Below are 23,277 nucleotides of genomic sequence, written 5' to 3' on the forward strand. Positions count from 1 at the left end.
CACCAGCGTCAAGCTGGACAGAACTGGGTCCCGGCTTTCGCCGGGATGAGCGGTGAATTCTAATGAGCAACACCACCTTCACTGACTCCGACCGCACCGACGGCGTGGAGCCGGACATGGTCGATCAGGACGCGGCGCCGAAGTCGGTCGCCCCGAAAGGCGACGTGGTCCCCATGAACATGATCCAGGCGCTGAACTCGGCCCTGGACGTGAAGATGGCCGAGGACGGCAATGTGCTGAGCTTCGGCGAGGACACGGGCTATTTCGGCGGCGTGTTCCGGGTCACCGACAAGCTGCAGGCCAAGCACGGCATGACCCGCAGCTTCGACGCCCCCATCAGCGAATGCGGCATCGTGGCCGCCGCCATCGGCATGGGCGCCTACGGCCTGCGCCCGGTGGTGGAGATCCAGTTCGCCGACTACATCTATCCGGCCTACGACCAGATCGTGTCCGAGGCGGCCAAGCTGCGCTACCGCTCGGCGGGCATGTTCACCGCCCCCATCGTGGTGCGCTCGCCCTATGGCGGCGGCATCTTCGGCGGCCAGACCCATAGCCAGAGTCCGGAAAGCCTGTTCACCCACATCGCCGGGCTGAAGGTGGTGATCCCCTCCAGCCCGTATGACGCCAAGGGCCTGCTGATCGCCGCCATCGAGGACGACGATCCGGTGATCTTCCTGGAGCCCAAGCGGCTGTACAACGGCCCCTTCGACGGCTGGCACGAGAAGCCGGTGTCGCCGTGGAAGGCGCAGGATCTGGCCCAGGTCCCCACCGGCAAATATGTGGAGCCCATCGGCAAGGCGCGGGTGATGCGCGAAGGCGCCGACGTCACCATCCTGGCCTACGGGACCATGGTCTGGGTGGCGCTGGCGGGCGCCGAGCACGCGGGGGTCGACGCCGAGGTGATCGACCTGCGGACGCTGGTGCCGCTGGACATCGCGGCCATCGAGGCGAGCGTGAAGAAGACCGGCCGCTGCGTCATCGTGCACGAGGCGCCGCGTACCAGCGGTTATGGGGGCGAACTGTCGGCGCTGGTGCAGGAGCGGTGCTTCTATCATCTGGAGGCGCCCATCGCGCGGGTGACCGGATGGGACACGCCCTATCCCCACGCCTTCGAGTGGGAATATTTCCCCGGCCCGCAGCGCGTGGCCGACGCCCTGAAAGCCGTCATGAGCGGGGGACGCTGATATGGGACGCTATGTGTTCAAGCTGCCCGACGTGGGCGAAGGCACCGCCGAGGCCGAACTGGTGGCCTGGCATGTGAAGGTGGGCGACGTGGTCGAGGAAGACCAGGTCATCGCCGACGTCATGACCGACAAGGCCACGGTGGAGCTGACCAGCCCGGTGGCGGGCAAGGTCACCGCCGCCCATGGCGAACCGGGCCAGCAGCTGGCCGTGGGATCGCCGCTGGTGGAGTTCGAGGTGGCGGGCGCGGGCAACGCCGAGGCGGCCGCCCCCGCTCCTGTTGCGAAGCCGGCGGACGCTCCGGCCCCGCAACCGACGTCGGAACCCGCCGCTCCGCCCCCTGCGAAGGATGAGGCGCCGGCCGCGCCCACCGCCGGTGTCGGCCGCGTGTTCAAGCTGCCCGACGTGGGCGAAGGCACCGCCGAGGCCGAGCTGGTCAGCTGGCACGTGAAGGTCGGGGACGCGGTCGAGGAAGACCAGATCCTGGCCGAGGTCATGACCGACAAGGCCACCGTCGAGATCACCAGCCCCGTCGCCGGGACCATCGCGGTCCTGCACGGCGAGCCGGGTCAGGCCCTGGCCGTCGGCGGGCCGCTGGTGAGTTTCGCGGGGGAGGCCGGGTCGTCCGAGCCCGCCGCCCCGGTCGCTGCTCCCGCCCCGAGCGCGGCGAAATCGGCGCCTGCGCCGGAGAAAGCCGCCTCAAGGCCGTCTTCGTCACAGCCCGCCAAGGCGCGTGACGCCGTCGCCCGTCAGGCCCAGACCCCCGGCGTGCGCCCGCTGGCCTCGCCGGCGGTGCGTCAGCGGGCCCGCGACATGGGCGTGGAACTCCAGTTCGTGCCCGGCTCCGGCCCCGGCGGCCGCATCGAGCACTCCGATCTGGACGCCTTCCTGTCGGGCGGATCGGCCCCGGCGGCGGCGTCCTCGGGCGGCTCGCTCTATGCGGCGGCGGAGGGGACCACCGAGACCCGCATCATCGGCCTGCGCCGCAAGATCGCGGAGAAGATGGCCGACAGCGTCCGGCGCATTCCGCACATCACCTACGTCGAGGAGATCGACGTCACGGCGCTGGAGGCGCTGCGGGCGCACATGAACGCCACGAAGGCGAAGGACCAGCCCAAGCTGAACGTCCTGCCCTTCATCGCCCGCGCCATCGTGGTGGCCCTGCGCGACCAGCCGACCATCAACAGCCACTATGACGACGAGGGCGGCATCCTGACCACCCACGCCGCCGTGCATCTGGGCATCGCGGCCCAGACGCCCAACGGCCTGATGGTGCCGGTGGTCCGCAACGCCGAGGCGCGCGATCCCTGGGACACGGCCAAGGAGATCGCCCGGGTGGCGAGTGCGGCGAAGGACGGCTCGGCCAAACGGGACGAACTGAGCGGCTCCACCATCACCATCACCTCGCTGGGGACCCTGGGCGGGGTGGTGCACACCCCCATCATCAACCACCCGGAGGTGGCCATCGTCGGCCCCAACAAGATCGCCGATCGCGTGGTGGTGATCGACGGCCAGATGGTGGTGCGCAAGATGATGAACCTGTCGTCCAGCTTCGATCACCGCATCGTCGACGGCCACGACGCGGCCGTGTTCGTCCAGCGCATCAAGGGCCTGCTGGAGCACCCGGCGACGCTGTGGATGGGGTAGCGTTCCTTTTCTTTCCGCTCATCCCCGCGAATGCGGGGACCCAGTGCTTTGGGTGATGAAACCGTGAGAGTTTTGCTGAACCGATCTGCTCCAGCGCCAGGCTGGACAGGACTGGGTCCCCGCGTTCGCGGGGATGAGCGGCGCTAGAATGGCCTTCTTCACCTACATCGTGGCGAGTGGGCGAAACGGGACGATCTATGTCGGCTCGACCGACGACCTGGTCACGCGCGTGAACCAGCACAAGAACAAGACCTTCGGAGGCTTCACCGCGAAATACGGCGTGGATCGGCTGGTCTGGTACGAGGTGTTTGACAGCCGTGAGGCCGCGTTCAAGCGCGAGCGCCGGATCAAGAAATGGAATCGGGTCTGGAAGCTGGACTTGATCGAGAAGGCCAATCCCGCTTGGGACGACCTTCATGATCGGCTGCGCCTGGGCGATCTGGTGGATGCAAAGGACTGGGCTCCGCCCGTCGAGGAAGACTGAAACGCCGGCGTCAAGCTGGACAGAACTGGGTCCCCGCTTTCGCGGGGATGAGCGGAAAAAAAAGATGCAGATCCTCAAAACCAAAAGGCTCATCATTGGCGCCGCGCTGGCGGTCACGCTCACAGCCGGCCCCGCGCTCGCCTGCTTCCCCGCCGATCCGAACCGTCCCGCGCTGTCATCCGCTGAGTCAGCGACCGCCAGGACCGAGCGGCAGGATCATCTGTGGAACTTGTCCGCCTCCGTTTACCTCGGCCGGATCGTTTCCGCAGAATGGGCCAGCGAGACAGGGCCGGCTCCGCGCGACATGGGCGTCGAAGTGGTGTTGGACAGCATCGCCAGCGTGAAGGGACCGGCGCCGACGCGCCAGACGCTGCCGATGATCGCCTGCGACCCACAGGACTATGCGCGCGCCGAATGGCGGCCGGGCACACTCGTTATAGCCTACGCGAACCGTATAGGCTTCTCTCAAGACTGGCGTCGCATCGGCCAGTGGCAGATTCTCGACTTTATCCCGGTGAGCGAAAACGCCGATCCCCGCATCGGCCCGGCCCTGCGAGCAGAAGCTGCGCGCCTGCGATCTAACGGAAGCTGAAATGACCCAATCTCTCAAAACCAAAGTCCTCATCATCGGCGCCGGGACCGGCGGCTATGTGGCCGGCATCCGCTGCGGGCAGCTGGGGCTGGACACCGTGCTGGTGGACGGCGGGGACGGCCTCGGCGGGACCTGCCTGAACGTCGGCTGCATTCCGTCCAAGGCGATCATCCATGCGGCGGGCAAGTTCGAGACGGTTGCCAAGGCGGCCGACGGCGGAACGCTGGGGATCACGGCGGCCAAGCCGGCCATCGACCTGAAGGCCACGGTGGCGTGGAAGGACGGGATCGTCAAAAAGCTGAACGGCGGGGTCGCGGCCCTGCTGAAGAAGGCCAGGGTCAAGGTCATCACCGGCTGGGCCACCTTTACTGACGCCAAGACCTGCACCGTCTCCACCGATGACGGCGACATCCGCATCACCGCCGAACATGTGATCCTGGCCACGGGGTCCGAGCCGGTGGAGCTGCCGTTCCTGCCGTTCGGCGGGGACGTGATCTCGTCCACCGGGGCCCTGTCCCTGTCGGAAGTGCCGAAGAAGCTGGTGGTGGTCGGCGGCGGCTACATCGGGCTGGAGCTGGGCATCGCCTACCGCAAGCTGGGCGCCGAGGTGACGGTGGTGGAGATGGCCGAGCGCATCCTGCCGCTCTACGACAAGGCCCTGACCGATCCCGTGATGAAGTGGATGGAGCGCCACGGCGTGACCCTGCATCTGGGCGCCCGCGCCGGCGGCTTCGAAAAGGGCAAGCTGTCGGTCACCACGAAGGACGGCAAGCCGATCCAGATTCCGGCGGACAAGGTGCTGGTGACCGTGGGCCGCCGCCCGCGCACCCAGGGCTGGGGCCTGGAGACCATGGGCCTGGCCATGGACGGACCGTTCGTGAAGGTGGATCAGCGCTGCGCCACCGCCATGAAGAACGTCTGGGCCGTGGGCGACCTGACCGGCGAACCCATGCTGGCCCACAAGGGCTCGGCCCAGGGCGAGGTGGTCGCCGAGATCATCGCCGGGCACGATCGTGTTTTTGATCCCGTGACCATCGCGGCGGTGTGCTTCACCGAGCCCGAGATCGTCTCGGCGGGGCTGGGTCCTGACGACGTGAAGGGCCGCGATGACGTGATCCAGTCGGTGTTTCCCTTCTCCGCCATCGGCCGGGCCCTGGCGCTTGAGGCCGGCGACGACGGCGGCTTCGTGCGGGTGATCGCCGCGAAAGCCGACCACCGCATCCTCGGCATCCAGGCGGTGGGCCAGCATGTGTCGGAGCTGTCCAACAGCTTCGCCCAGATGATGGAGATGGGGGCGGTGCTGGAGGACGTGGCCGGCGTCATCCACGTGCACCCGACCATGGGCGAGGCCTTGCACGAAGCCAGCCTGCGCGCCCTGGGCCACGCCATACATATTTAGGGGCCCTACCGCTCGCGCCACGGGCGCTCGCTGCTTGAGGGCGATAGGGGCCCTATCGCTCGGCCCGCGGGGCCTCGCTGCTTGAGGGCGGGCGCGAGAGCGCCGTGCGCCATGCTCGTCGTTTCAGGATGGTGCACTCGCGCCCTCAAGCCGCGAGCGTCCGCGACGCGAGCATAGGGCAAGCGTCGTGAAAACCCGGCCTTAAGCATTAACGGGCATGGTGCCGCTGAATCCGCGCCAGAACGGCGTGAAAAGGGCTGGCTTTCCATGTTTCAGATCATCGGCATCATCGTGCTGTTCGCCATGGTGTTCGGCGGATACACCATCGCGGGCGGGAAGATGGGGGTCATCCTGCACTCCCTGCCCTATGAGATGATGATGATCGGCGGCGCGGCCGTCGCGGCGCTGCTGATCTCCAACTCCGTCACCACCCTGAAAGGGGTGCTGGGCGGTCTGGGCAAGGTGTTCGCCGGGCCCAAGTGGAAGAAGGGCGACTACCGCGACCTTCTCAGCCTGCTGTTCCTGCTGACCAAGACCATGAAGTCCAAGGGCGTGATCGCTCTGGAAAGCCACATCGAGAAGCCGGCCGAGTCCACGATCTTCCAGAAATATCCCAAGATCCTGAAGGACCATTTCGCCACCGACTTCATCTGCGACACCCTGCGCATGATGACCATGAACCTCGAGGACCCGCACCAGGTCGAGGACGCCATGGAGAAGCAGCTGGAGAAGCACCACCACGAAGCCCTGGCCCCGGCCCATGCGCTGCAGAACACCGCAGACGCCCTGCCGGCGCTGGGCATCGTCGCGGCGGTGCTGGGCGTCATCAAGACCATGGCCTCCATCACCGAACCGCCCGAGGTTCTGGGCGGCATGATCGGCGGGGCCCTGGTGGGCACCTTCCTGGGCGTGTTCCTGGCCTATGGCCTGGTGGGCCCTCTGGCCACGCGCCTGAAGGAGATCATCGAGGGCGACGCGGCCTACTACAAGATCATCCAGTCGGTGCTGGTGGCGCACCTGCACGGCAACGCCGCCCAGATCTCGGTCGAGATCGGCCGGGGCGACGTCCCGTCCACGGCCCAGCCGTCCTTCACCGAGCTGGAGGAAGCCCTGTCCGAGGCCGGGACGGCCGTCTGATCCGGAAAAGCTTGGCTGTAATCACGAAGCCGTGAGAATTTCCCTTGACGGGCCACCTCACGATCGCGTTATCTGGTGACGCGGGAATCATGACCCCGCACCACCCTTCTGAAGGATATCCCATATGACCATCCGTCAACTGCTCGTCGCCGCCGCCGGCGCCGCCGCCGCCCTGTCCGTCGCCGCTTGCCAGCCGGCCGCCGAAGAAACCACCGCTGACGAAGCCGCTGTGGAAGCCGACGCCGCCGCCGACACGGCCGCCGACGCCGCCGCCACCGCCGACGCCGCTGCTGAAGACGCCGCCATGGCCGCCGGTGAAGCCGCCGACGCCGCTGGTGAAGCGACCGAAGAAGCCGCCGAAGAAGCTCCGGCCGCCGAGTAATCCTTCGCTCGCAAGAGCAAAGCGATTGGAAAGGGGTCGCCCGTCGGGCGGCCCCTTTTTACATGCCCGGTCTTGATCGCGCCGCCCGGCCGGTGCTCTAGCCGGACATGGCCGATGAACCCGACAATTCCCTGAACTGGCCCCTGGACTGGTCTGAGACGGGCGGGCCCAGGTCGCCCCGCTTCGGCGACGTCTACTATTCCCTTGAAGACGGCCTCGCCGAGAGCCGGACGGTGTTCCTGGCGGGCTGCGGCCTGCCGGACGCCTGGTCGGACCGCAAGCGCTTCACCGTGGCCGAGCTGGGGTTCGGCACCGGCCTGAACATCGCCGCCCTGCTGCACCTGTGGCGCCAAAGCCGGGCCGGTGGTCGGCTCCACATCTTCTCCATTGAGGGCTTTCCGGTGTCGCGCCTGGATGCGGCGCGCGCCTGTCCGCATGGCCGGAGATCGCCGAAGCGGCCCAGGCGCTGCTGGACCGCTGGCCGCCCGCGACGCCCGGGTTTCACCGGATCGATCTGCCGGACTGGAACGCCACCCTCGATCTGGCCGTGGGTGACGCGGCCTGGGCGCTGGACCAGTGGAGCGGGGCGGCCGACGCCTGGTTCCTGGACGGATTCTCGCCCGCCCTGAACCCCGGCATGTGGTCGGACGCCGTGCTGGACGGCATGGCCGCGCGATCCGCGCCCGGCGCGCGTGTGGCCACCTTCACCGTGGCCGGGACGGTGCGCCGGGGCCTGGCCGAGCGCGGCTTTCAGGTGGACAAGCGCCCCGGCCATGGCCGCAAGCGCGAGCGGCTGGAGGCGGTCCTGCCCGGCGAGCCGCCTCGTCATGACGGCGGACGGGTGGCGGTCATCGGCGCGGGAATCGCGGGGGCCAGTCTGGCGCGGGCCCTGCGCGCCCAGGGCGCGGACCCCGTGGTGATCGCGGACGACACGGCCATGGCGTCGGGCTTTCCGGCGGCCCTGGCGACGCCCCGGCTGGATGTGGGCGACGAGGATCTGGCCCGTCTGTTCGCCCAGGCGCTGGAGCGGGCCGGACAGCTGTACGGCGAGGCGCCGGATGCGATCGTTGCGCGCGGCGTGCTGAGACTGGAGCACGGCCCACGTGACTCGGGACGGTTCGACAAGGTGGCCGGCCAGGCCGTCTGGGCGCCGGGGGCCATGACGCGGGTCAGCGCCGCCGAGGCGTCCGGGGCGCTGGGCGAAACCGTGACCGGCGGCGGCTTGATGATGCAGGGCGCCCTGACGGTGCGGCCGGCGGCGGTCCTGGACGCTGGCTGGCAGGCGTGCGGCGGGTGGCGGGCCGGGCGGCGCGGCTGGAGCGTCGTGGCGCGGCGTGGCGGGTGCTGGATGACGCGGGCGACGAATTGGCCGAGGCCGAGACGGTGGTGCTGGCCGCCGGATGGGGCGCGGCGGCTCTGGGCATGGCGGGGCTGCAGGCTGTCCGGGGGCAGGCGGGCTGGGCGGATCTGGACGCGGGTCCGGCCGTGGGCGCGGCCTGGGGTGGTTATGCGGCGCCCACCGGCGAGGGCGTGCTGTTCGGCGCCACCCATGACCGCGACGACACGGACGAGGCCCTGCGGGACGCGGACGATCTCCGCAATCTGGAGGCCCTGAAGGCGGTGCTGCCCGACCTGGCGGTGCGCGTTGCGTCCGTCCAGGTGCATCGCCATGCGGCCATCCGGGCGGCCACACGGGACCGGCTGCCGGTCGCGGCCGGCTGGAGGAGGGGCTGTTCATTCTCGGCGGGCTGGGCTCACGCGGATTCACGGCGGCGCCGTTGCTGGCGGACCATGTGGCGAGCCTGATCACGGGCGCGCCCTCGCCCCTTCCGCGCGCAGCGGCGCGGCGGGTGGCTCCGGACAGGGAGAGTCTGGGGAAGCGCTGAGGCCGATCAGCGAAGCGGATCAGCTGGGCGGGGCGGGAGCCTTCGGCGGCGGCCGTGCTGGGTCGGGACGGCGCCGCCGGCGCGGCGGGCGGCGATCAGGGCGTCGATGCGACGGCGTTCGGCCTGGAAGGCGGCCAGTTCGGCGCCGGCCAGTTCGGATCCCGAAGGGATCTGCGCGCCGGTCGGGTTGACCCGGGCGCCGTTGCGCCAGACTTCATAGTGCAGGTGCGGGCCGGTGGAGGCGCCGGTGGAGCCCACATAGGCGACCACGTCGCCCTGGCTGACCCGCTGGCCGGGACGCAGGCCGCGTGCGAAGCGCGACAGGTGGGCGTAGCCGGTCTCCCAGCCGTTGCCGTGGCGGATGCGGACCCAGTTGCCGTAACCGCCCCAGCGACGGGCCTCGACCACCACGCCGTCGGAAGCGGCGAAGACGGGCGTGCCCGTGGGCGCGGCGAAGTCCATGCCCTGGTGCATGCGGCGATAGCCGGAGATGGGGTGGCGACGGACGCCGTAGTTGGAGGAGATGCGCGCGCCGTCCACGGGGGTGCGCAGCAGGAAGCCGCGGATGTTCTTGCCGTCGGCGTCGAAATATTTGGCCTCGTTCGAGCCCTCGGGCTGGAAGCGGTAGAACACCTGGCCCTTGATCTCGGCGTAGATCAGCTCGCCGGTGTCCACGGTGCGGCCGCTTTCGGTCACGGTGCGGTCGAACACCAGGGTGAAGCTGTCGCCCGCCTTGATGTCGCGCGAGAAGTCGATCTTGTGGGAGAACAGGCGCACGGCCTGGGCCACGATGCGCGAGTTGGCACCCAGGCGGCCCGCCGAGGCGGACAGGGAGCCGTGAATCTCGCCGGTGGCGACGGTGGTCTCGTTGGAGACCTGCTCTTCAAGTTCGCGAAGGCGCAGGGCGCCGTCGAAGCTGCGCGACACGGTCAGCTGGGTCGCGGGACCGGTGCGCACGGTCAGGCCGATCAGGCGGGCGTCGCCGCGGCCGACGCGGGGGCGCGAGATGGCGGTCTCGAAGCGCTGGCCGGCGCGGATGTTCACCACGTCATAGGCGTTGCCGAGGGTGCGGACGATGGCGCGGGCCTCGTCGGCGCCGATGCCGGTGCGCAGCATGGCCTGTTCGAGGGTCTCACCCCGTTGAATCTGGACCTGGACGGTTTCGGGCTGGCTCATGCCCGCCGGAGCGCCGGCGGAGGCGAAGGCCTGAATTTCGAGAGCGGCGATCTGTTCGGCCGTCAGCGGCGGAACTTCAGCCGCCGTGACCGGTTGATAGAGCTTGCCGGCCAGAAGAGCCACCGCGACGGCGGCGGCCGCCGTGAACATGTGCGGCGTGAAGCGCTTGGGCTGGCGGCGTGGATCGAACTGAGCCATCGGTCCCCGTCAATCGGCAGCGCCATCCGTGGCGCCTGGTCACTGAAAACTGTCTCACCGGGGCTGGTCAACCCCGGAATGCGCGAGCGAATGGCTATAGCTCGCCTGTCCCTTAATGGGAAGCATCCCGTTACAAATCGTTAACCGCCAGCAGTTTCTCCATTCAAGGGGTGTTTTAACCGCGTTGCATTCCCCCGTTGAACGGCTTCGCCCGATTGCCGTCACAGGGGCCGGGCAAGAGCGGCTGACGCAGGCTTCAGGGCGGGCCGGTTTGCGCGGCCGCGTGTTCCGGCTATCTCAGGAGCGCCAAACAGAGTGATGGAGCGCGCGTGAGCGAAACCCGGGACAGCCAGCCGTCCTCGCCCGTCATTCCCGATGGCCGCCGCAGGTCCGGGCGCGGCCCGGGACGGCTGGTGATCGTGCTGCTGGTGATCCTGGGGCTGCTTCTGGCGGCGGCCCTGACGCTGTACGCCGCCCGGCGCGAGGCGGCGCGGCAGGTTCTGGTCGGCTGGCTGGAGCGGCGGGGGATCGAGGCCGAGGTCGAGATCGAGCGGCTTGAGCTGGACACCCTGACCGCCCGCATCCGCGTCGGCGACGGGGACGATCCCGATTTCTCCGTCGAACGGGTCGAGGTGGACTACGCCCTCGGCCTGCCCTGGTCGGAGACGGGGCTGGGCGTGACGCCGAGCCGCATCCGCCTGATCCGGCCGATCCTGCGGGCCAACTGGCGGGACGGCGTCTTCAGCATGGGATCGCTGGATCCGCTGATCGAGGAGTTCCGCGGCCGCCCTCCGGGCCCGGAGGCGCGCGGCCCGCTGGTGCTGATCGAACAGGGCCGCCTGAATCTCGGCACGAACTATGGCCCGCTGGATGTGCGCGCCGACGCCCGGATCGATGACGGCCGGCTGATGCGCCTGAGCGCGCGGGCGGGCAACGCGGCCCTGGTCAGCGGCGACACGCGGATCAATCTGTCCGGCGCCCGGCTGGACCTGACCACCATGGGCGAGCGGACGCGGCTGGACCTTGCTGCGATCTTTGAGGACGTCGCGGCGCCCGGCCTGTCGGGCGAAGCCGTGCGGGTGGGCTTGAGCGGCGAGGCGCCCTATCCCGACCTGGACGCGCGGCGCAGCGAGGGCGATCTGGATCTGACCGCGACCCTGGCGGCCGGGCGACTGGAGGCCGGGGATTTCTCCGGCCGGGCCGTGGGCGCGCGCATCGCCCTGGACGGCCGGGTGAACGGCTGGCTGGAGACGTTCCAGCTGACGGGCGAAAGCGAAGGCATGATCGGCGCCGACGCCCTGACCCTGGGCCAGACCAGCGCCTCGGCCGCACGGGTGTCGTTCAGCGAGACCGCGCTGGATGTGAGCGGACGCGACGGCGCGCTGCGATGGCGGCTGGACGGCCCCATGACCCTGGCAGCCGGCCGGATGCGGTCGGGCGACCTGACGATCGCGGGTCTTGATGTGCGTTCCGGCGCGGTGTCGGCGGGCGGGCGCAGCGGGTCGGGCCAGGCGAGCGCCTTCGAGATCACCGCCGCCGCCTCGGTTCAGGCGCGCAGCCTGGCGTTCGGCGAGCTGAGCCTGAGCGGCATCGACGGGCGCTGGACGCCGATGTGACCGGGGAGGGCGTGGTGCTGGCGGAGGCGGCCGGGCGGCTGCGGGCCGAGCGTGGCCGCTGGCCGCTGCTGGGCGCGCCGGGGGCCGACGATCCGCCGGAGCTGGCGGCCCTGAAGCGGGCGCTGGGCGGCTTCCGGCTGGAGGCGTCGTCGTTCCGGCTGAGGACCGGCAGCACGGGCACAGAGCTGGTGCTGGGCCAGGCGGCCCGGATCACGCCCTTGAACGGCGGCCTGATCACCCTTGGGGCGCACCCCGACGCCCCGCTCTACGCCGCGCGTCCGGGCCAGACCGGCGGCGGGGCCCTGATCCTGACCGGAACGGCGCCCGAGACGGATGTGCGGGTGCAGGTTCCCGACTGGCGTCTGACGCCCGGCGGGTTCACCGCAGCGCTGGACGGCGCGGCCGGTTTCAATTTCGGCTTCGCCCGCGACATCGACGTGGCGGCGGCGGGGACGCTGACCTCCGGCGGCGGCCGGCTGACGTTCCGGCCGGACGGCTGTGTGGTGATCACGGCGGCGCAGCTGGCCTTCGGCGAGAACGACGCGCGCGACCTGTCCGGCGATCTGTGCGCGGGGGACGGCCCGCTGATCACGGTGGCGGACGGCGGCTGGACGGCGCGGGGGCGGATGCAGGACGCCGCCGCCGAGGTTCCCTTCCTGGCCACGCGCTTCAGCGACATGGCCGGGCCCCTGACCGTGCGCGGGACCGCGGCGGGTCTGGAGATGGACACCGTCGTCGAGGCCGCGCGGGTGGCCGACACCGCCCAGCCCCAGCGCTTCCAGCCTCTGGACGCCACGGGCTCCGCCTCTCTGGCCGCCGATGTCTGGCAGGGTCGCTTCGAGGTTTCGGCGGGGCCGCACCGTCTGGGCCGTGTGGACCTGAAGCACGACGGCCGCGCCGAGGCGGGGGGCGTGGCCTTCGACGCCTCGGATCTGGTGTTCGCCGAAGACGGGCTGCAGCCCGACGACGTGACGCCCCTGACCGAGGGCCTGATCGACCCGCCGGTGACGGGCGGCGCGGGCTTTACGGGCCGGTTCGACTGGACCCCGGAAGGCGCGACCAGCAGCGGCGTGCTGACGGTGCGGGACCTGGACTTCGTCAGTCCGGCCGGTCCGGTGACCGGGCTGAACGGCGCGGTGGCCTTCACCAGCCTGACCCCGCTGATCACGGCGCCGGACCAGCGCCTGACCGCCGAGGGCATCCAGGCCCTGGCCGCGGTCACGGACCTGAACCTGCTGTTCGAACTGGGCGCGGGGTCGTTCCAGGTGTCGGGGGCGGATCTGGACGTGGCGGGCGGGCGCGTGGTGATCGAGCCGTTCGACGTGCCGCTGGACCGGACCCAGCCCTTCGCCGGGACGCTGGTGTTCGAAAACGTGCAGCTGGGCGAGCTGCTCGGCGGGGCGGGGTTCGGCGAGCAGGTGGGGCTGGACGCGGTGGTGTCCGGGCGCGTGCCCTTCACCTGGGACGCCGAGCACGGGTTCCGGATCATCGGCGGGTCGCTCTATGCGGTTCAGCCGGGGCGGCTGGAGATCGAGCGCGAGGCCCTCAGCGGGCTGGAGGCGGGCGGCGGCGGCGAGGATGTGCCGCCCAATGTGGTGCAGGACCTGGCCTATCAGGCCATGGAGGAGCTGGCCTTCGACATCCTGACGGCCGAGGTCAACAGCCTTGATGAGGGCCGGCTGGGGGTGCTGTTCCGCATCCGGGGGCGGCATGACCCGCCCGAGCGGCAGGAGCTGCGCCTGACCCTGTCCGAACTGATCAGCCGCGATTTCCTGAACCGGGAGCTGCCCCTGCCGTCGGGCACCGAGATCGACCTGACCCTGGACACCACCCTGAACCTGAATCAGCTGGTTTCGGACATCATGTCCCTGAACCGGGCCCGGCGGGGCGAGGCCGAAGAGAATTCCGATGAAGAAGAATGAAACTTCGTCGTTCAGCGCGGGTTCACGCTAGAGGGTGCTTATGGATATGAAACGTTCAAACCGTGGAGCCTGCCGCCCATGATCTCGAAACGCGAAATCGCCGCTGTCTGCGCCATGGCCCTTGTGGGCGGTGTGGCCTGCGCCCCGACGATCCGGCTGCAGGTGGATCCCATACAGATCTACGCCAAGCTGGACGCCGACGTGCGTGTCCGTCTCGACCAGGAGCTTCGTGATCTCCTGGAAGAGAATCCCAACCTGTTCTGATCGGAGGATCGGATGATGAATTTCCGCAAGCTGTTCGTGATCGGCGCCGCAGTCGCCGCCATCGGCGTGGCCGGCGCCTCCATGGCCCAGACCAACGCCCAGAAGTCCATGATCGACGAGGCCAAGGTCGAGGGCGTGGTGGGCGAGCAGGCCGACGGCTATCTGGGCTTCCGCTCGGGGACGTCGGACTCCGACCTGCAGGAGGCCGTGCGCGTGACCAATGAGGCCCGCCGCCGCGCCTACGCCTCCCGCGCCGCCGAAACGGGGGTGTCCACCGAGGTGGCCGCCGCGCGCATGTTCGAAGCCCTGCTGCGGGCCCGCCTCGCCGAAGGCGAGTGGTACCGCAACGCCCAGGGCCAGTGGGTCCAGAACTGATCGATCGGGTCTGAACCCATGTCGGCTTCCGCGCCCGTTCCTGGCCCCTGGGGATCCCCGGCCCCGCCCCGAAAGGGGCCGGGGCCGCGCGGGCGCGCGGCGTTGATCCTGCTGGGCGCCGTCGTTCTGGCGGGCCTGTCGGTGGGGGCGATGGGCCTGGCCTGGGAGGCCATGGGCGCCGCGCCCATGACTGTTCACGGCTGGATCGCCCTCAGCATCGGCGCGGTGGGAACCGCCCTGCTGACCGCCGGCCTGATGATCCTGGCCTTCCACTCGCACCGCAGCGGCCACGACGACCGCGTCGAGTCCACCGAGTCGATCAACGAACGGATCAGGCGGCGGTTCTGACCGCGCCCTCCAGCAGGGGCCGCAGGATCTGATCCGCCAGGGCGCGGACCACCGGCACGGCCACCGCATCCCCCATCAGCTTCAGCGCCGCCACTTCGCTCGTCGGCAGCGCATAGCTGTCCGGCAGCCCCATCAGCCGCGCGGCTCCCGCCCCGTCAGACGACGCACCCGGGTCTGGCCGTTCTGACAGACCACCACGAACTGACGCGACGAGCCGCCCGCGGGCGTGCGCAGGCACCCGGCCAAGCCGTCGAAGCGGATCTCCAGCCGCTGAACCTTCACATCGTTCTCGAGCCGGACACGGCGGTAGGCGGCGCCGACGCGCCGCTCGCCAGAGGCCGCGGCTGCGTCCAGCCGCGCGCGATGCAGGGGAGACAGCAGGTTCAGCAGGGCGGCCGCCTTGTCCTCATCCAGCCAGGCGACGGCGTCATCCGGCTGCAGCAGGGCGGCCAGGTCGGTGTTGCGGCGCGGCGGGGCCGACAGGCGCCACCAGACCCAGCCCGCCTTCAGATCGTCGGGCAGGGCGCCGTGGGCGGCGCGGATGCGGGGGGAATGAAAGGGGTCGGCCCCTTCCCCGGCGCCCGCGACCGGCGGGCGCGAGGCGATGAGGAACAGGCGCGGGCGCGACTGGGGCAGCCACAGGGCCGCATCCGCCTCCACCGCCCCGAAGACGTAACCCCCGTCGTGCAGCGCCCGGCACACGGCGGCGAAGTCCCGCCCCTGATTGGAGGTGAGCAGGCCCATGACGTTCTCGATCACGATCAGGCCCGGCGTCCGACCCTGCCCGGCCAGGCCGGTCATCAGACGCCAGAAGCCCCAGAAGGCGCCCGAGCGCCGCGCGTCCAGCCCGCCGCGCGCGCCCGCCAGGCTGACGTCCTGACAGGGCGACGACGCCCAGGCCAGATCGGCATGGCCCGGCAGATCGTCCGGCGTCAGGTCCCAGACGTCGGCCAGTTTCAGGATGTCGGGTTCTGCGTGGTTGGCGCGCCAGCTGGCCGCCTTGGCCCCATCGAGGTCGTTGGCGAAGGTCGTGCGGAATCCGTGCAGGCCCAGCCCGGCCAGGCCGCCCCCGGCGAAGAACTCGTAAAGGCTGAAGGGCTCGCGATTCGCCATCCGGCGACGCTAGCCCACCCGGCGCCCCCTTGCACGACTGTCGTCCGCGCGGGCAGTCTGTGACTGCAACCGGAGACCAGATCATGCGCGCGCTCGCCGTCATCGCCCCCCTCGCCGCCCTGACCCTGACCGCCTGCTCCCAGGGGGAAGCGCCGGATCAGTCCGCGCCCGCGCCGGCCGAGCCGGAGGCGGTCCTGGGCGAGGTGATCCTGACCGAGCCCCTGCGGGCGCTGGGCACCGAGCCGTTCTGGGCGGTCAATATCGACGGCGACGGCCTGGTCTATTCCGGGGTGGACCGGCCGGAGGAGCGGGCCCCCAACGCCGGGCCGCAGATGGCGGGAACCACGGCCATGTGGAGCGGCCAGACCGACCAGGGCCGGGTCCTCAGCGTCACCCTGATCGAGACCCCATGTTCGGACGGCATGAGCGACCGGACCTATCCCCTGACAGCCCGGGTCGAGATCGGCGAGGAGGTGCTGAACGGCTGCGCCGCCTCGGTGGACTTCCTGATGAATACGGACGAACGGGGCGAGCCGCGGGCGTGAGCGGCGGGTTCGCCCACCGCTGTTTGCCCCGAAATCGCCCAAATTGAGCCTGGAAAGGGTTCTTCAACCCTTCGCGAACATGATTTATGGCTTGTGACGCGAAACGTCCGGAGCACGCCAATATGATGAAACGGCTCACCGCCGCCCTGGTTGCGGCCTCGCTGGGTTTTTTCACCCTGGCCACGCCCCAGACCGCCCGCGCCGATGATCCCTACTGGCAGTGCGTGACCTTCGCGCGCCTGCTGTCGGGCATCCAGATCTTCGGCGACGCCTGGACCTGGTGGCGTCAGGCCGTCAGCAATTTCCGCACCGGCGAGGCGCCCGAGGCCGGATCGGTGCTGGTGTTCCAGCCCCACGGCCGCATGAACCGGGGCCATGTGGCGGTGGTCAGCGACATCCTGACCGAGCGGGTCATCCGCGTCACCCACGCCAACTGGGGCGGCAGCCGCGGCCGGGTCGAGGAGAACGTCACCGTGGTGGACGTCTCGCCCGCCGGGGACTGGAGCCGGGTCAAGGTCTGGTACAACCCGATCAACGGCCTGGGCTCCACCGTCTACCCCACCTACGGCTTCGTCTACCGCAGCGCCGAGAACGCCACGCGCGACGCCATCCAGACCGCCCGCGGCGGCCAGAACCAGGGTCAGCCCTGACCGGACTCTGACAGACTTCGCCTGAGCGCGGCGCGCGCCGCCTCGGGCTGGATCATCGGAAAGAAGTGGGTTCCTCCCGGGACCGTCTCCACCGTGACGTCGGCGATCTGCCCGGGCACGAGGCTGCACGTCGATCCGCGCTCGCCCTTCAGGATATGGACCGGCCGCGCCATGCGGCGGAGCACGGGCCAGGGGTCGTGTCCCTGGGCGGCGTAGTTCGACGCCTCCCACCCCGGCGCGCAGGTCAGCTCGACGCCGTCCTCCACGTCCCTGAATCCTTCGGCCACATAGTCGGCCAGCGCCTGTTCGGGCCAGTCCCGGAAAGCGCCCCGGCCGCGATAGGCCTCGATCGCCGCCTCCCGGCTGTCGAACCGGGCGCGGCGGCGCAGGGCCCCGGCCACCAGCGGATAGCGGCGCGCCATCCGCCCCGCCAGCGGCCAGCTCATCATCAGGGCGGCCGGGCGCGGCAGGATCACCGGATCGAACATGACCACCGACCGCACCCGGTGCTGGCGGCGCTCGGCGGCCAGAAGGGCCACGACCGCCCCCATGGAATGACCGGCCAGCACCACGGGCGGCCCGCCCACGGCGTCGATGAGGGCGACCAGATCGTCGCGGAAATCATGCCAGTTCCGCCGCCAGACCGGATCGGCGGGAAGACCGCTGCGCCCGTGCCCGCGCAGGTCCGGCGCCAGGATGCGCGCGTCCCGGGCCAGGGGCTCGAGCAGAAAGCGGTAGGTCCCGGCGTTGAAGCCGTTGGCGTGAACGAAGATCAGGTCGACGGGGCGGCCGGGGTCGCCGAGGTCCAGCCCCGACATCGATCCGCTCTCCTGACCGGAAGCGGCCACGCTCAAGGGTGAGGTCATGGCCGGTTCCGGGTCAGCCCGCGCGGCAGTCGGCGCACAGGCCGTGGCCTTCGATGGTCACACGCTCCAGCACATAGCCGTTCTGCTCGGCCGGGCCGGACAGGCCGGCGGCGGCCGGCGGGCTGACCTCCACCGCCGCGCCGCAGCAGTCGCAGATCAGGAAGGCGGCGGCGTGGGCCCGTTCGCCGTGGCTGCAGGCCACATAGGCGCTGATGGAGGCGATGCGGTGGGCCAGGCCCAGGCGCTCCAGGAATTCGAGGGCGCGGTAGACGGTGGGCGGCTTGGCGGCCTGTCCGTCAGCGCCGTAGGCGGCGATGAGGTCATAGGCCTTGACCGGTTCGCCTGAGGCCAGCAGCAGCTCCAGCACCCGGCGCCGGGGGCCGGTCATGCGCTCTCCGCGCCGGACGCAGCGCGCCTCTGCGTCGCCGAGGGCGGCGCTCACGTCGGCCGGACCGAGGCCGGTGTCGTGGCGGTGATGTGCGCAGGCTTCGCCCATGTCCCCCAGCTAATGGCTTGCGTTCGGAATCGCAACGCTTCGCGCCGCGTTGCCGTTGGGGACCTTGTGGGCTAGAAGGCGCGCTTCCCTTTCAACCCGAGCCTCGAGTTCATGTCCGACACCCAAGCGCCCGAAAGCCCGATCTCCGGCAACGTCCTGTTCTACAGCCAGCCCGAACCGCTGAATATGGAGCGCCACGGCAAGCTGGGCGTGAACCAGGCCGAGAAGCCCTACGCCTTCGTGGCCGGCACCAATACGGTGCCCCTGACGGTGACCGAATTCTCGCCCGCCGCCCTGTCCTTCCCGGTCGTCTTCCTGGGCGAGCCCAAGTCGCCGGTGGCGATCATGGCCCTGCGTCAGGACCAGAACCTGTTCGTGGACGAGGCGGGGCAGTACCTGTCCAGCGCCTATCTGCCGGCCTTCGTGCGCCGCTATCCCTTCGTCTTCGCCAATGACGAGGAGAACAAGCGCATGGTTCTGTGCATCGACCGCGGCGCGCCGTTCATCGCCGAAGGCGGCCAGGTGCCCCTGTTCGACGGCGACAAGCCCAGCGCCTTCACCGAGCAGGCCATGCAGTTCTGCAACGACTTCGAAATGGAGCGCCAGCGCACCACCCGCTTCGTAGCGATGCTGGAGGAGCTGGACCTGTTCGAGATCAAGGAAGCCACCTACACCCCGCGCAACCCGGACGGCTCGCCCGGTCCGGTGCAGAAGCTGGCCCAGTACTACGCCGTGTCCGAGGACAAGCTGAAGGCCCTGCCGGCCGAGAAGCTGGCCGAACTGCGCGACAACGGCGCCCTGGGCCAGATCTACGCCCACCTGGTGTCGCTGCTGGGCTGGGACCGGCTTGTGGCCATGACCCTGGACCGGGCCGGCCCCGTTCCGGCGGCCGCCAACGCCTGATTTGACTGACCTGAAAAATGAAGGAGGCGGCGGAGCGATCCGCCGCCTCTTTTTTTTGCGCTAACGGCCCTTGGCCTGCTTGAGCGCGCGTTTTTGCGCTAACGGCCCCTGGCCTGCTTGAGCGCGCGTTTGCGCTCGTCCTGAAAGCCGCGTCAGCGGCGGAGCAGCAGGGTCCGCGACAGGCAGGAGAAGACCAGCCGCCCATCCTCGTCCAGCAGATCGTGCTGGGCGATGACGACGCCCCGGCCGTCGCCGACCGGATCCTTGCCCATGACGGTCATGCGTCCGCGCAGCAGCTCGCCGGAGGGCGGGTTGCGCATGAAGCGCAGGGCGTCCACAGCAAGACCCTTGCTGACCGCCATGCCGCGCTCGGACTCATCGGCCAGCCTGCGCCACAGGGCATAGACCATGGCATCCGGCGCGCCGTCGGCGGCGGGCCAGTGGGGTGCGAACCGTTCGATGAAGCCGGCGAGCGCCTCGCCGTCCACAGCACAGGCCCCCATGGGGAGCACCTGACCGACCTGGATGTCCTCGAAATGCAGGGGGTCGGCCGGTTCGGTCATGCTCAGGCAGGCTCCTCTGACACCTTGACCAGCAGCTTGCCGTCATGGTCGCCGGTGAACAAGCGGTTCAGCGACTCCAGCGCCGATTCCAGCCCTTCGTCCACATGGACCTTCCACTGGATTTTCCCTTCGGCCAGCCACGGCCCCATCTCCGCGACCATTTCCCGGGCGCGGGGGGCGTAGTCCAGCACCAGGAAGCCCTGGATGTTGAGGCGGTGGGTGATGATGCGCGCGAAATTGGGCGAGGGCGGCGGGCGGGTGGCGTTATAGGCCGAGATCAGCCCGCACACCGCCATGCGGCCGTGCACGTTCATGCGGTTCCAGACCGCGTTCATGATGTCGCCGCCGACGTTCTCGAAATTGATGTCGATGCCGTCCGGCGCCAGGCGGTCCAGCGCCTCGCCCACGTCCTCGTTCTTGTAGTCCACGGCGCCGTCGAAGCCGAGCTCCTCGGTCAGCCAGCGGCATTTCTCGGGCCCGCCGGCGATGCCGATGACCCGGGCCCCCTTCTGCTTGGCGATCTGCCCGGCGATGGAGCCCACGGCGCCGGCGGCGGCGGAGATCACCATGGTCTGGCCGGGCTCGGGCCGGCACACGTCGGTGACGCCGAAATAGGCGGTCAGACCGGTCATGCCCAGAACGCTGAGATTGGCGGTCAGGGGCAGGCCCGGCGCGCGGTGCACGGGACGCAGGCCGTCCTCGGGAACCACGGCGTAGAGCGCCCATCCGCCGGACATGGGGGTGACGATGTCGCCCTTCTTGAAGCGTTCGGACTTGCTGTCCTCGACCACGCCCAGCGTCAGGCCCCGCATGACCTCGCCCAGCTTGACGGCGGGCAGATAGCCTTCGGCGTCGTTCATCCAGGTGCGATTGGTGGGGTCCAGCGACAGATAGACGGTGCGCACCAGGACTTCGCTGTCCTTGAGGTCAGGAACCGGGCTTTCGACCAGTTCCAGGTCCGTAGGCTGGACCAGGCCCTTCGGGCGCTGGCGCAGAATCCATTGGCGATTGGTGAGGGCCATGTTCGGGTCTCCAGGACGTTTTCTTTCAGGACGCACCTTGACGGGCATCGGCCCAAAAGAAAAGGGCGGGTCCATGAAGGACCCGCCCAAGTCAGCATCATCGAGAATGAGGCGCGGAGGCGACAGACTGGCTTGCGCCAGTCTCAAGTCGGGGGGGCGTCGCCGCCTCCGCATGATGAGAACACGGACCCCCGCCCCCGGTTCCCGCGCCCTGAAATTAATTCGTGCGTGACGCGAACAGCCAAGCTTCGGAACGGCCAAGCCTCCGACACGTTTGCCTTGGGACAGCAACCGGGACCGCTCTCAAGACCGGCCCAGATACGGAGCATCATCATGACCCAACAGCCGCCCAACGATCCCGGAAACTCCGACGACCACGGCCCGGTGGTGTCGCCCCAGCGGGCGCGTCAGGGCCGCGGCGGCATCCGGATCCTGCTGGTGATGATCGTGTCCCTGGTGCTGATCGTGCTGATCTACATGCTGCTGTGGGGCGGAACCCAGGAAGAGCTCGGCGAACTGGAGACCGTGCCCGAAGAGGCGGCCGCGGCCCGGACCTTCGAGGGGGACTCCTCGTCTCCGCCGCTGCCCGCCGACGGCGAACCGACGCCCGCCACGCCGGAGTAAGACAAACAAAAAGGCCCGGCGGATCGCCGGGCCTTTCCAATTGCGGGTCGTGTCGTCTGGATCAGGCGGCTTCGGTCTGGCGCGCCGGATGGAAGAACAGGGCCTGGCTGATGGCCGCCTTCACCGTTTCCGGCTGGAAGGGCTTGGTGATCAGGAAGGTGGGTTCGGGCCGCTCCCCTGTCAGCAGACGCTCCGGGAAGGCGGTGATGAAGATCACCGGGACATTGATGCTCTTCAGGATGTCCTTGACCGCGTCGATGCCCGAGGACCCGTCCGCCAGCTGGATGTCGGCCAGAACCAGGCCGGGGCGATGACGGGAAACCGCATCCACCGCCTCGTCGTGGGTGGTGGCGGTGGCCGAAACCGTATGGCCCAGCTCCTTGACCAGGGACTCGATGTCGGCCGAAATGATCGGCTCGTCCTCGATGATCAGCACGTCGGTGGCCAGTTCGGCGTCGATTTCGCGCTGGGCGTCGCCGATCAGGCTTTCAATGTCGCTGAGCTCGGCGCCCAGGATCTGCGCCGCTTCGGACGGCGTGAAGCCTTCCAGCGCGGTCAGCAGGAAGGCCTGACGGGACTTGGGCGCGATCTTCATCAGCCGCTGCGATGCGTCGTCTTCGCTTTCCATCCCGCTCTTGTCCTCCAGCCGGGCGCGGTGGCGACCCAGATGGTGTGGAAGACGTGATAGAGCGCCACCCGGGGCGTCATGGCGGCGGGCAGCTGCTGTTCACCCGCTGCGAGCGCCTCAAGGGCCACGCGGACATAGTTGTCGCCGGTGCTTTGATCGCCGGTCAGGGCGCGCGCATAGCGGCGCACATAGGGCAGATGAGGCGCGAGTCTCGCCAGAAGGCTCATTCTTGGATTTCCCCGACATAAGGTGTTCGTCCGGCCCGGCCGGAGCCGGGCGGTGATCCCGACCAACGTATCCGCGCGGCAACGGTTCCCGCCAGCCGGAGAAGCTTGAGCATTAAATCGGCTTAATGCCGGAACTCGTTGGGCAGAGAGGACGTTGACGGTCCCGAACTGACACGCGAAGGCGTGCGCATCATCAAGAGTCGGGCGGCAAGCGCTTCATGATCGATCAATCAAACCAGTCCCGCCGGTCCCCGGCCCCGCCGGAAGACGGGGACGACGGGCTGGAAGAGGCGCGCCTGCGCCAACAGGCCATCGGGGTCAAGCTTCGGCACATGTTCGACCAGGTGGTCAACGAACCGGTGCCCGACGAGTTTCTGGACATCCTGCGCAGGGCCGACAAGAAGGCCGAGGGCGACTCATGACGGGCGCACGCTCTGCGGCTCCGAAACCTCCCTCATCGGACGACGAAGCCTTCAAGACCCAGCTTGTTTCACTGATTCCGCATCTGCGGGCCTTCGCCCGCACCTTGGCCGGCGACCCCACGGCGGCCGATGATCTGGCCCAGGACGCCATGATGAAGGCGTGGGACGCCCGCGCCAGCTATCAGATGGGCACCAACATGAAGGCCTGGACCTTCATGATCCTGCGCAACCAGTTCTATTCAGAAAAGCGCCGGTCCTGGCGCCAGTCGCAACTGGACCAGGAGGCCGCCGAGCGCACGCTCGTGGCGGTGGACGACCCCGAGGCGCCGGTGGCCCTGGATGAACTGCGCCTGGCGCTGGCCAGCCTGCCGGAAGAGCAGCGCGAGGCTCTGGTGCTGGTCGGGGCGGGCGGCTTCGCCTACGAGGAGGCCGCCGAAATCTGCAACTGCGCGGTCGGCACCGTGAAAAGCCGGGTCAGCCGCGCGCGTCGGGCGCTGCAGCAGACGCTGGAGCAGGGCGCTACGCCCGCGACGGCAAGGCCGCCGGCGACGCCATGCGCTCCATTCTCGCCGACGCGGACCGGCTGAGTACGCAGCGGCAGGGTTAGGCC

At 69.5% G+C, this 23,277-nt stretch carries 26 protein-coding genes and 2 pseudogenes; 20 read left to right on the plus strand and 8 right to left on the minus strand.

All coding sequences use genetic code 11. From position 1 onward, the window contains the following. Positions 1-62 precede the first annotated feature (62 nt). From MBEBAB_RS01440 to MBEBAB_RS17035, 9 genes are all read left to right on the plus strand, one after another. Complete coding sequence (locus MBEBAB_RS01440; RefSeq protein WP_021696139.1) at positions 63-1,184, plus strand: alpha-ketoacid dehydrogenase subunit beta; 1,122 nt, start codon at positions 63-65, stop codon at positions 1,182-1,184. Position 1,185: 1 nt separating this feature from the next. Beyond that, positions 1,186-2,829 (plus strand): dihydrolipoyl dehydrogenase family protein, encoded by a 1,644-nt coding sequence (locus MBEBAB_RS01445; RefSeq protein ID WP_021696140.1) that lies wholly within the window; start codon positions 1,186-1,188, stop codon positions 2,827-2,829. A 148-nt stretch (positions 2,830-2,977) separates the two neighbouring features. Beyond that, the gene (locus tag MBEBAB_RS01450) at positions 2,978-3,313 is read left to right on the plus strand and encodes a GIY-YIG nuclease family protein (RefSeq protein ID WP_021696141.1); all 336 of its coding nucleotides are present in this window, start codon (positions 2,978-2,980) and stop codon (positions 3,311-3,313) included. Between the two features lie 64 nt (positions 3,314-3,377). Continuing rightward, positions 3,378-3,905: a hypothetical protein gene (locus MBEBAB_RS01455; protein WP_045318643.1), complete on the plus strand. Its 528-nt coding sequence runs from the start codon at positions 3,378-3,380 to the stop codon at positions 3,903-3,905. 1 nt (position 3,906) lies between these two features. Then, positions 3,907-5,304, plus strand: coding sequence for a dihydrolipoyl dehydrogenase (gene lpdA, locus MBEBAB_RS01460; RefSeq protein ID WP_021696142.1), 1,398 nt, complete (start codon positions 3,907-3,909; stop codon positions 5,302-5,304). 267 nt (positions 5,305-5,571) lie between these two features. After that, entirely contained in the window at positions 5,572-6,441 is an 870-nt protein-coding gene (gene motA, locus MBEBAB_RS01465) for a flagellar motor stator protein MotA (protein ID WP_021696143.1), read from the plus strand. Positions 6,442-6,565: 124 nt separating this feature from the next. After that, positions 6,566-6,823, plus strand: coding sequence for a hypothetical protein (locus tag MBEBAB_RS01470; RefSeq protein ID WP_021696144.1), 258 nt, complete (start codon positions 6,566-6,568; stop codon positions 6,821-6,823). 469 nt (positions 6,824-7,292) lie between these two features. Beyond that, entirely contained in the window at positions 7,293-8,438 is a 1,146-nt protein-coding gene (locus MBEBAB_RS17030) for an FAD-dependent oxidoreductase (RefSeq protein WP_242397020.1), read from the plus strand. Continuing rightward, entirely contained in the window at positions 8,354-8,629 is a 276-nt protein-coding gene (locus MBEBAB_RS17035) for a hypothetical protein (protein WP_242397018.1), read from the plus strand. The genes MBEBAB_RS17030 and MBEBAB_RS17035 overlap by 85 nt, the downstream gene beginning before the upstream one ends. A gap of 86 nt (positions 8,630-8,715) precedes the next feature. Here MBEBAB_RS17035 and MBEBAB_RS01480 read toward each other — a convergent pair whose 3' ends face one another. Then, the gene (locus tag MBEBAB_RS01480; protein ID WP_021696146.1) at positions 8,716-10,083 is read right to left on the minus strand and encodes a M23 family metallopeptidase; all 1,368 of its coding nucleotides are present in this window, start codon (positions 10,081-10,083) and stop codon (positions 8,716-8,718) included. 329 nt (positions 10,084-10,412) lie between these two features. On the opposite strand from MBEBAB_RS01480, the gene MBEBAB_RS17040 reads away from it, so the two are divergent. The 5 genes from MBEBAB_RS17040 to MBEBAB_RS01500 all read left to right on the plus strand — a co-directional run bounded on the left by MBEBAB_RS17040 (position 10,413) and on the right by MBEBAB_RS01500 (position 14,608). Continuing rightward, on the plus strand, positions 10,413-11,699 hold the full coding sequence (locus MBEBAB_RS17040; protein WP_021696148.1) for an intermembrane phospholipid transport protein YdbH family protein: 1,287 nt from the start codon (positions 10,413-10,415) through the stop codon (positions 11,697-11,699). Next, on the plus strand, positions 11,696-13,621 hold the full coding sequence (locus MBEBAB_RS17045; protein ID WP_021696149.1) for an intermembrane phospholipid transport protein YdbH family protein: 1,926 nt from the start codon (positions 11,696-11,698) through the stop codon (positions 13,619-13,621). Before MBEBAB_RS17040 ends, MBEBAB_RS17045 begins: the two co-directional genes overlap by 4 nt. A 78-nt stretch (positions 13,622-13,699) precedes the next feature. After that, positions 13,700-13,885: a YnbE family lipoprotein gene (locus MBEBAB_RS01490; protein ID WP_021696150.1), complete on the plus strand. Its 186-nt coding sequence runs from the start codon at positions 13,700-13,702 to the stop codon at positions 13,883-13,885. Positions 13,886-13,897: 12 nt separating this feature from the next. Continuing rightward, a complete protein-coding gene (locus MBEBAB_RS01495; protein ID WP_021696151.1) occupies positions 13,898-14,260 on the plus strand; it encodes a DUF1318 domain-containing protein in 363 nt (120 codons plus the stop codon). Between the two features lie 102 nt (positions 14,261-14,362). Then, complete coding sequence (locus MBEBAB_RS01500; RefSeq protein WP_021696152.1) at positions 14,363-14,608, plus strand: hypothetical protein; 246 nt, start codon at positions 14,363-14,365, stop codon at positions 14,606-14,608. Here MBEBAB_RS01500 and MBEBAB_RS18215 read toward each other — a convergent pair. Then, on the minus strand, positions 14,592-14,741 hold the full coding sequence (locus MBEBAB_RS18215; protein WP_306301971.1) for a DNA cytosine methyltransferase: 150 nt from the start codon (positions 14,739-14,741) through the stop codon (positions 14,592-14,594). The two genes, MBEBAB_RS01500 and MBEBAB_RS18215, sit on opposite strands and share 17 nt — an antisense overlap. Further along, entirely contained in the window at positions 14,741-15,721 is a 981-nt protein-coding gene (locus MBEBAB_RS01505) for a DNA cytosine methyltransferase (protein ID WP_306301972.1), read from the minus strand. Before MBEBAB_RS01505 ends, MBEBAB_RS18215 begins: the two co-directional genes overlap by 1 nt. Before the next feature lie 83 nt (positions 15,722-15,804). Here MBEBAB_RS01505 and MBEBAB_RS01510 point away from each other — a divergent pair, with 83 nt between their 5' ends. After that, on the plus strand, positions 15,805-16,266 hold the full coding sequence (locus tag MBEBAB_RS01510) for a COG3650 family protein (protein WP_021696154.1): 462 nt from the start codon (positions 15,805-15,807) through the stop codon (positions 16,264-16,266). A gap of 122 nt (positions 16,267-16,388) precedes the next feature. Then, complete coding sequence (locus MBEBAB_RS01515) at positions 16,389-16,916, plus strand: CHAP domain-containing protein (protein ID WP_021696155.1); 528 nt, start codon at positions 16,389-16,391, stop codon at positions 16,914-16,916. Here MBEBAB_RS01515 and MBEBAB_RS01520 read toward each other — a convergent pair. After that, complete coding sequence (locus MBEBAB_RS01520; protein ID WP_045318644.1) at positions 16,907-17,782, minus strand: alpha/beta fold hydrolase; 876 nt, start codon at positions 17,780-17,782, stop codon at positions 16,907-16,909. The genes MBEBAB_RS01515 and MBEBAB_RS01520 overlap by 10 nt on opposite strands. 13 nt (positions 17,783-17,795) lie before the next feature. Further along, complete coding sequence (locus tag MBEBAB_RS01525; RefSeq protein ID WP_045318645.1) at positions 17,796-18,278, minus strand: Fur family transcriptional regulator; 483 nt, start codon at positions 18,276-18,278, stop codon at positions 17,796-17,798. A 111-nt stretch (positions 18,279-18,389) separates the two neighbouring features. Here MBEBAB_RS01525 and MBEBAB_RS01530 point away from each other — a divergent pair, with 111 nt between their 5' ends. Continuing rightward, positions 18,390-19,181, plus strand: coding sequence for a SapC family protein (locus MBEBAB_RS01530; RefSeq protein ID WP_021696158.1), 792 nt, complete (start codon positions 18,390-18,392; stop codon positions 19,179-19,181). A 152-nt stretch (positions 19,182-19,333) separates the two neighbouring features. Here MBEBAB_RS01530 and MBEBAB_RS01535 read toward each other — a convergent pair whose 3' ends face one another. Then, positions 19,334-19,744, minus strand: a complete 411-nt coding sequence (locus MBEBAB_RS01535; protein ID WP_021696159.1) for a hotdog family protein — start codon at positions 19,742-19,744, stop codon at positions 19,334-19,336. 2 nt (positions 19,745-19,746) lie between these two features. Beyond that, positions 19,747-20,766, minus strand: a complete 1,020-nt coding sequence (locus tag MBEBAB_RS01540; RefSeq protein WP_021696160.1) for an NADP-dependent oxidoreductase — start codon at positions 20,764-20,766, stop codon at positions 19,747-19,749. Between the two features lie 333 nt (positions 20,767-21,099). Here MBEBAB_RS01540 and MBEBAB_RS01545 point away from each other — a divergent pair, with 333 nt between their 5' ends. Continuing rightward, positions 21,100-21,390: a hypothetical protein gene (locus MBEBAB_RS01545; RefSeq protein ID WP_021696161.1), complete on the plus strand. Its 291-nt coding sequence runs from the start codon at positions 21,100-21,102 to the stop codon at positions 21,388-21,390. 61 nt (positions 21,391-21,451) lie between these two features. On the opposite strand, the pseudogene phyR reads toward MBEBAB_RS01545, so the two are convergent. Next, positions 21,452-22,245, minus strand: a pseudogene (gene phyR, locus MBEBAB_RS01550) (anti-anti sigma factor/receiver protein PhyR). Positions 22,246-22,463: 218 nt separating this feature from the next. Between phyR and nepR the strand changes: the two are divergent. Both nepR and MBEBAB_RS01560 read left to right on the plus strand, forming a co-directional pair. Beyond that, a complete protein-coding gene (gene nepR / locus MBEBAB_RS01555) occupies positions 22,464-22,667 on the plus strand; it encodes an anti-sigma T factor NepR (protein WP_021696163.1) in 204 nt (67 codons plus the stop codon). Further along, positions 22,664-23,274 (plus strand): annotated as a pseudogene (locus tag MBEBAB_RS01560) (sigma-70 family RNA polymerase sigma factor). Before nepR ends, MBEBAB_RS01560 begins: the two are co-directional and overlap by 4 nt. The last annotated feature ends 3 nt before the right edge of the window (positions 23,275-23,277 follow it).

The sequence above is a fragment of the Brevundimonas abyssalis TAR-001 genome, assembly GCF_000466985.1.
Lineage (GTDB): Bacteria > Pseudomonadota > Alphaproteobacteria > Caulobacterales > Caulobacteraceae > Brevundimonas > Brevundimonas abyssalis.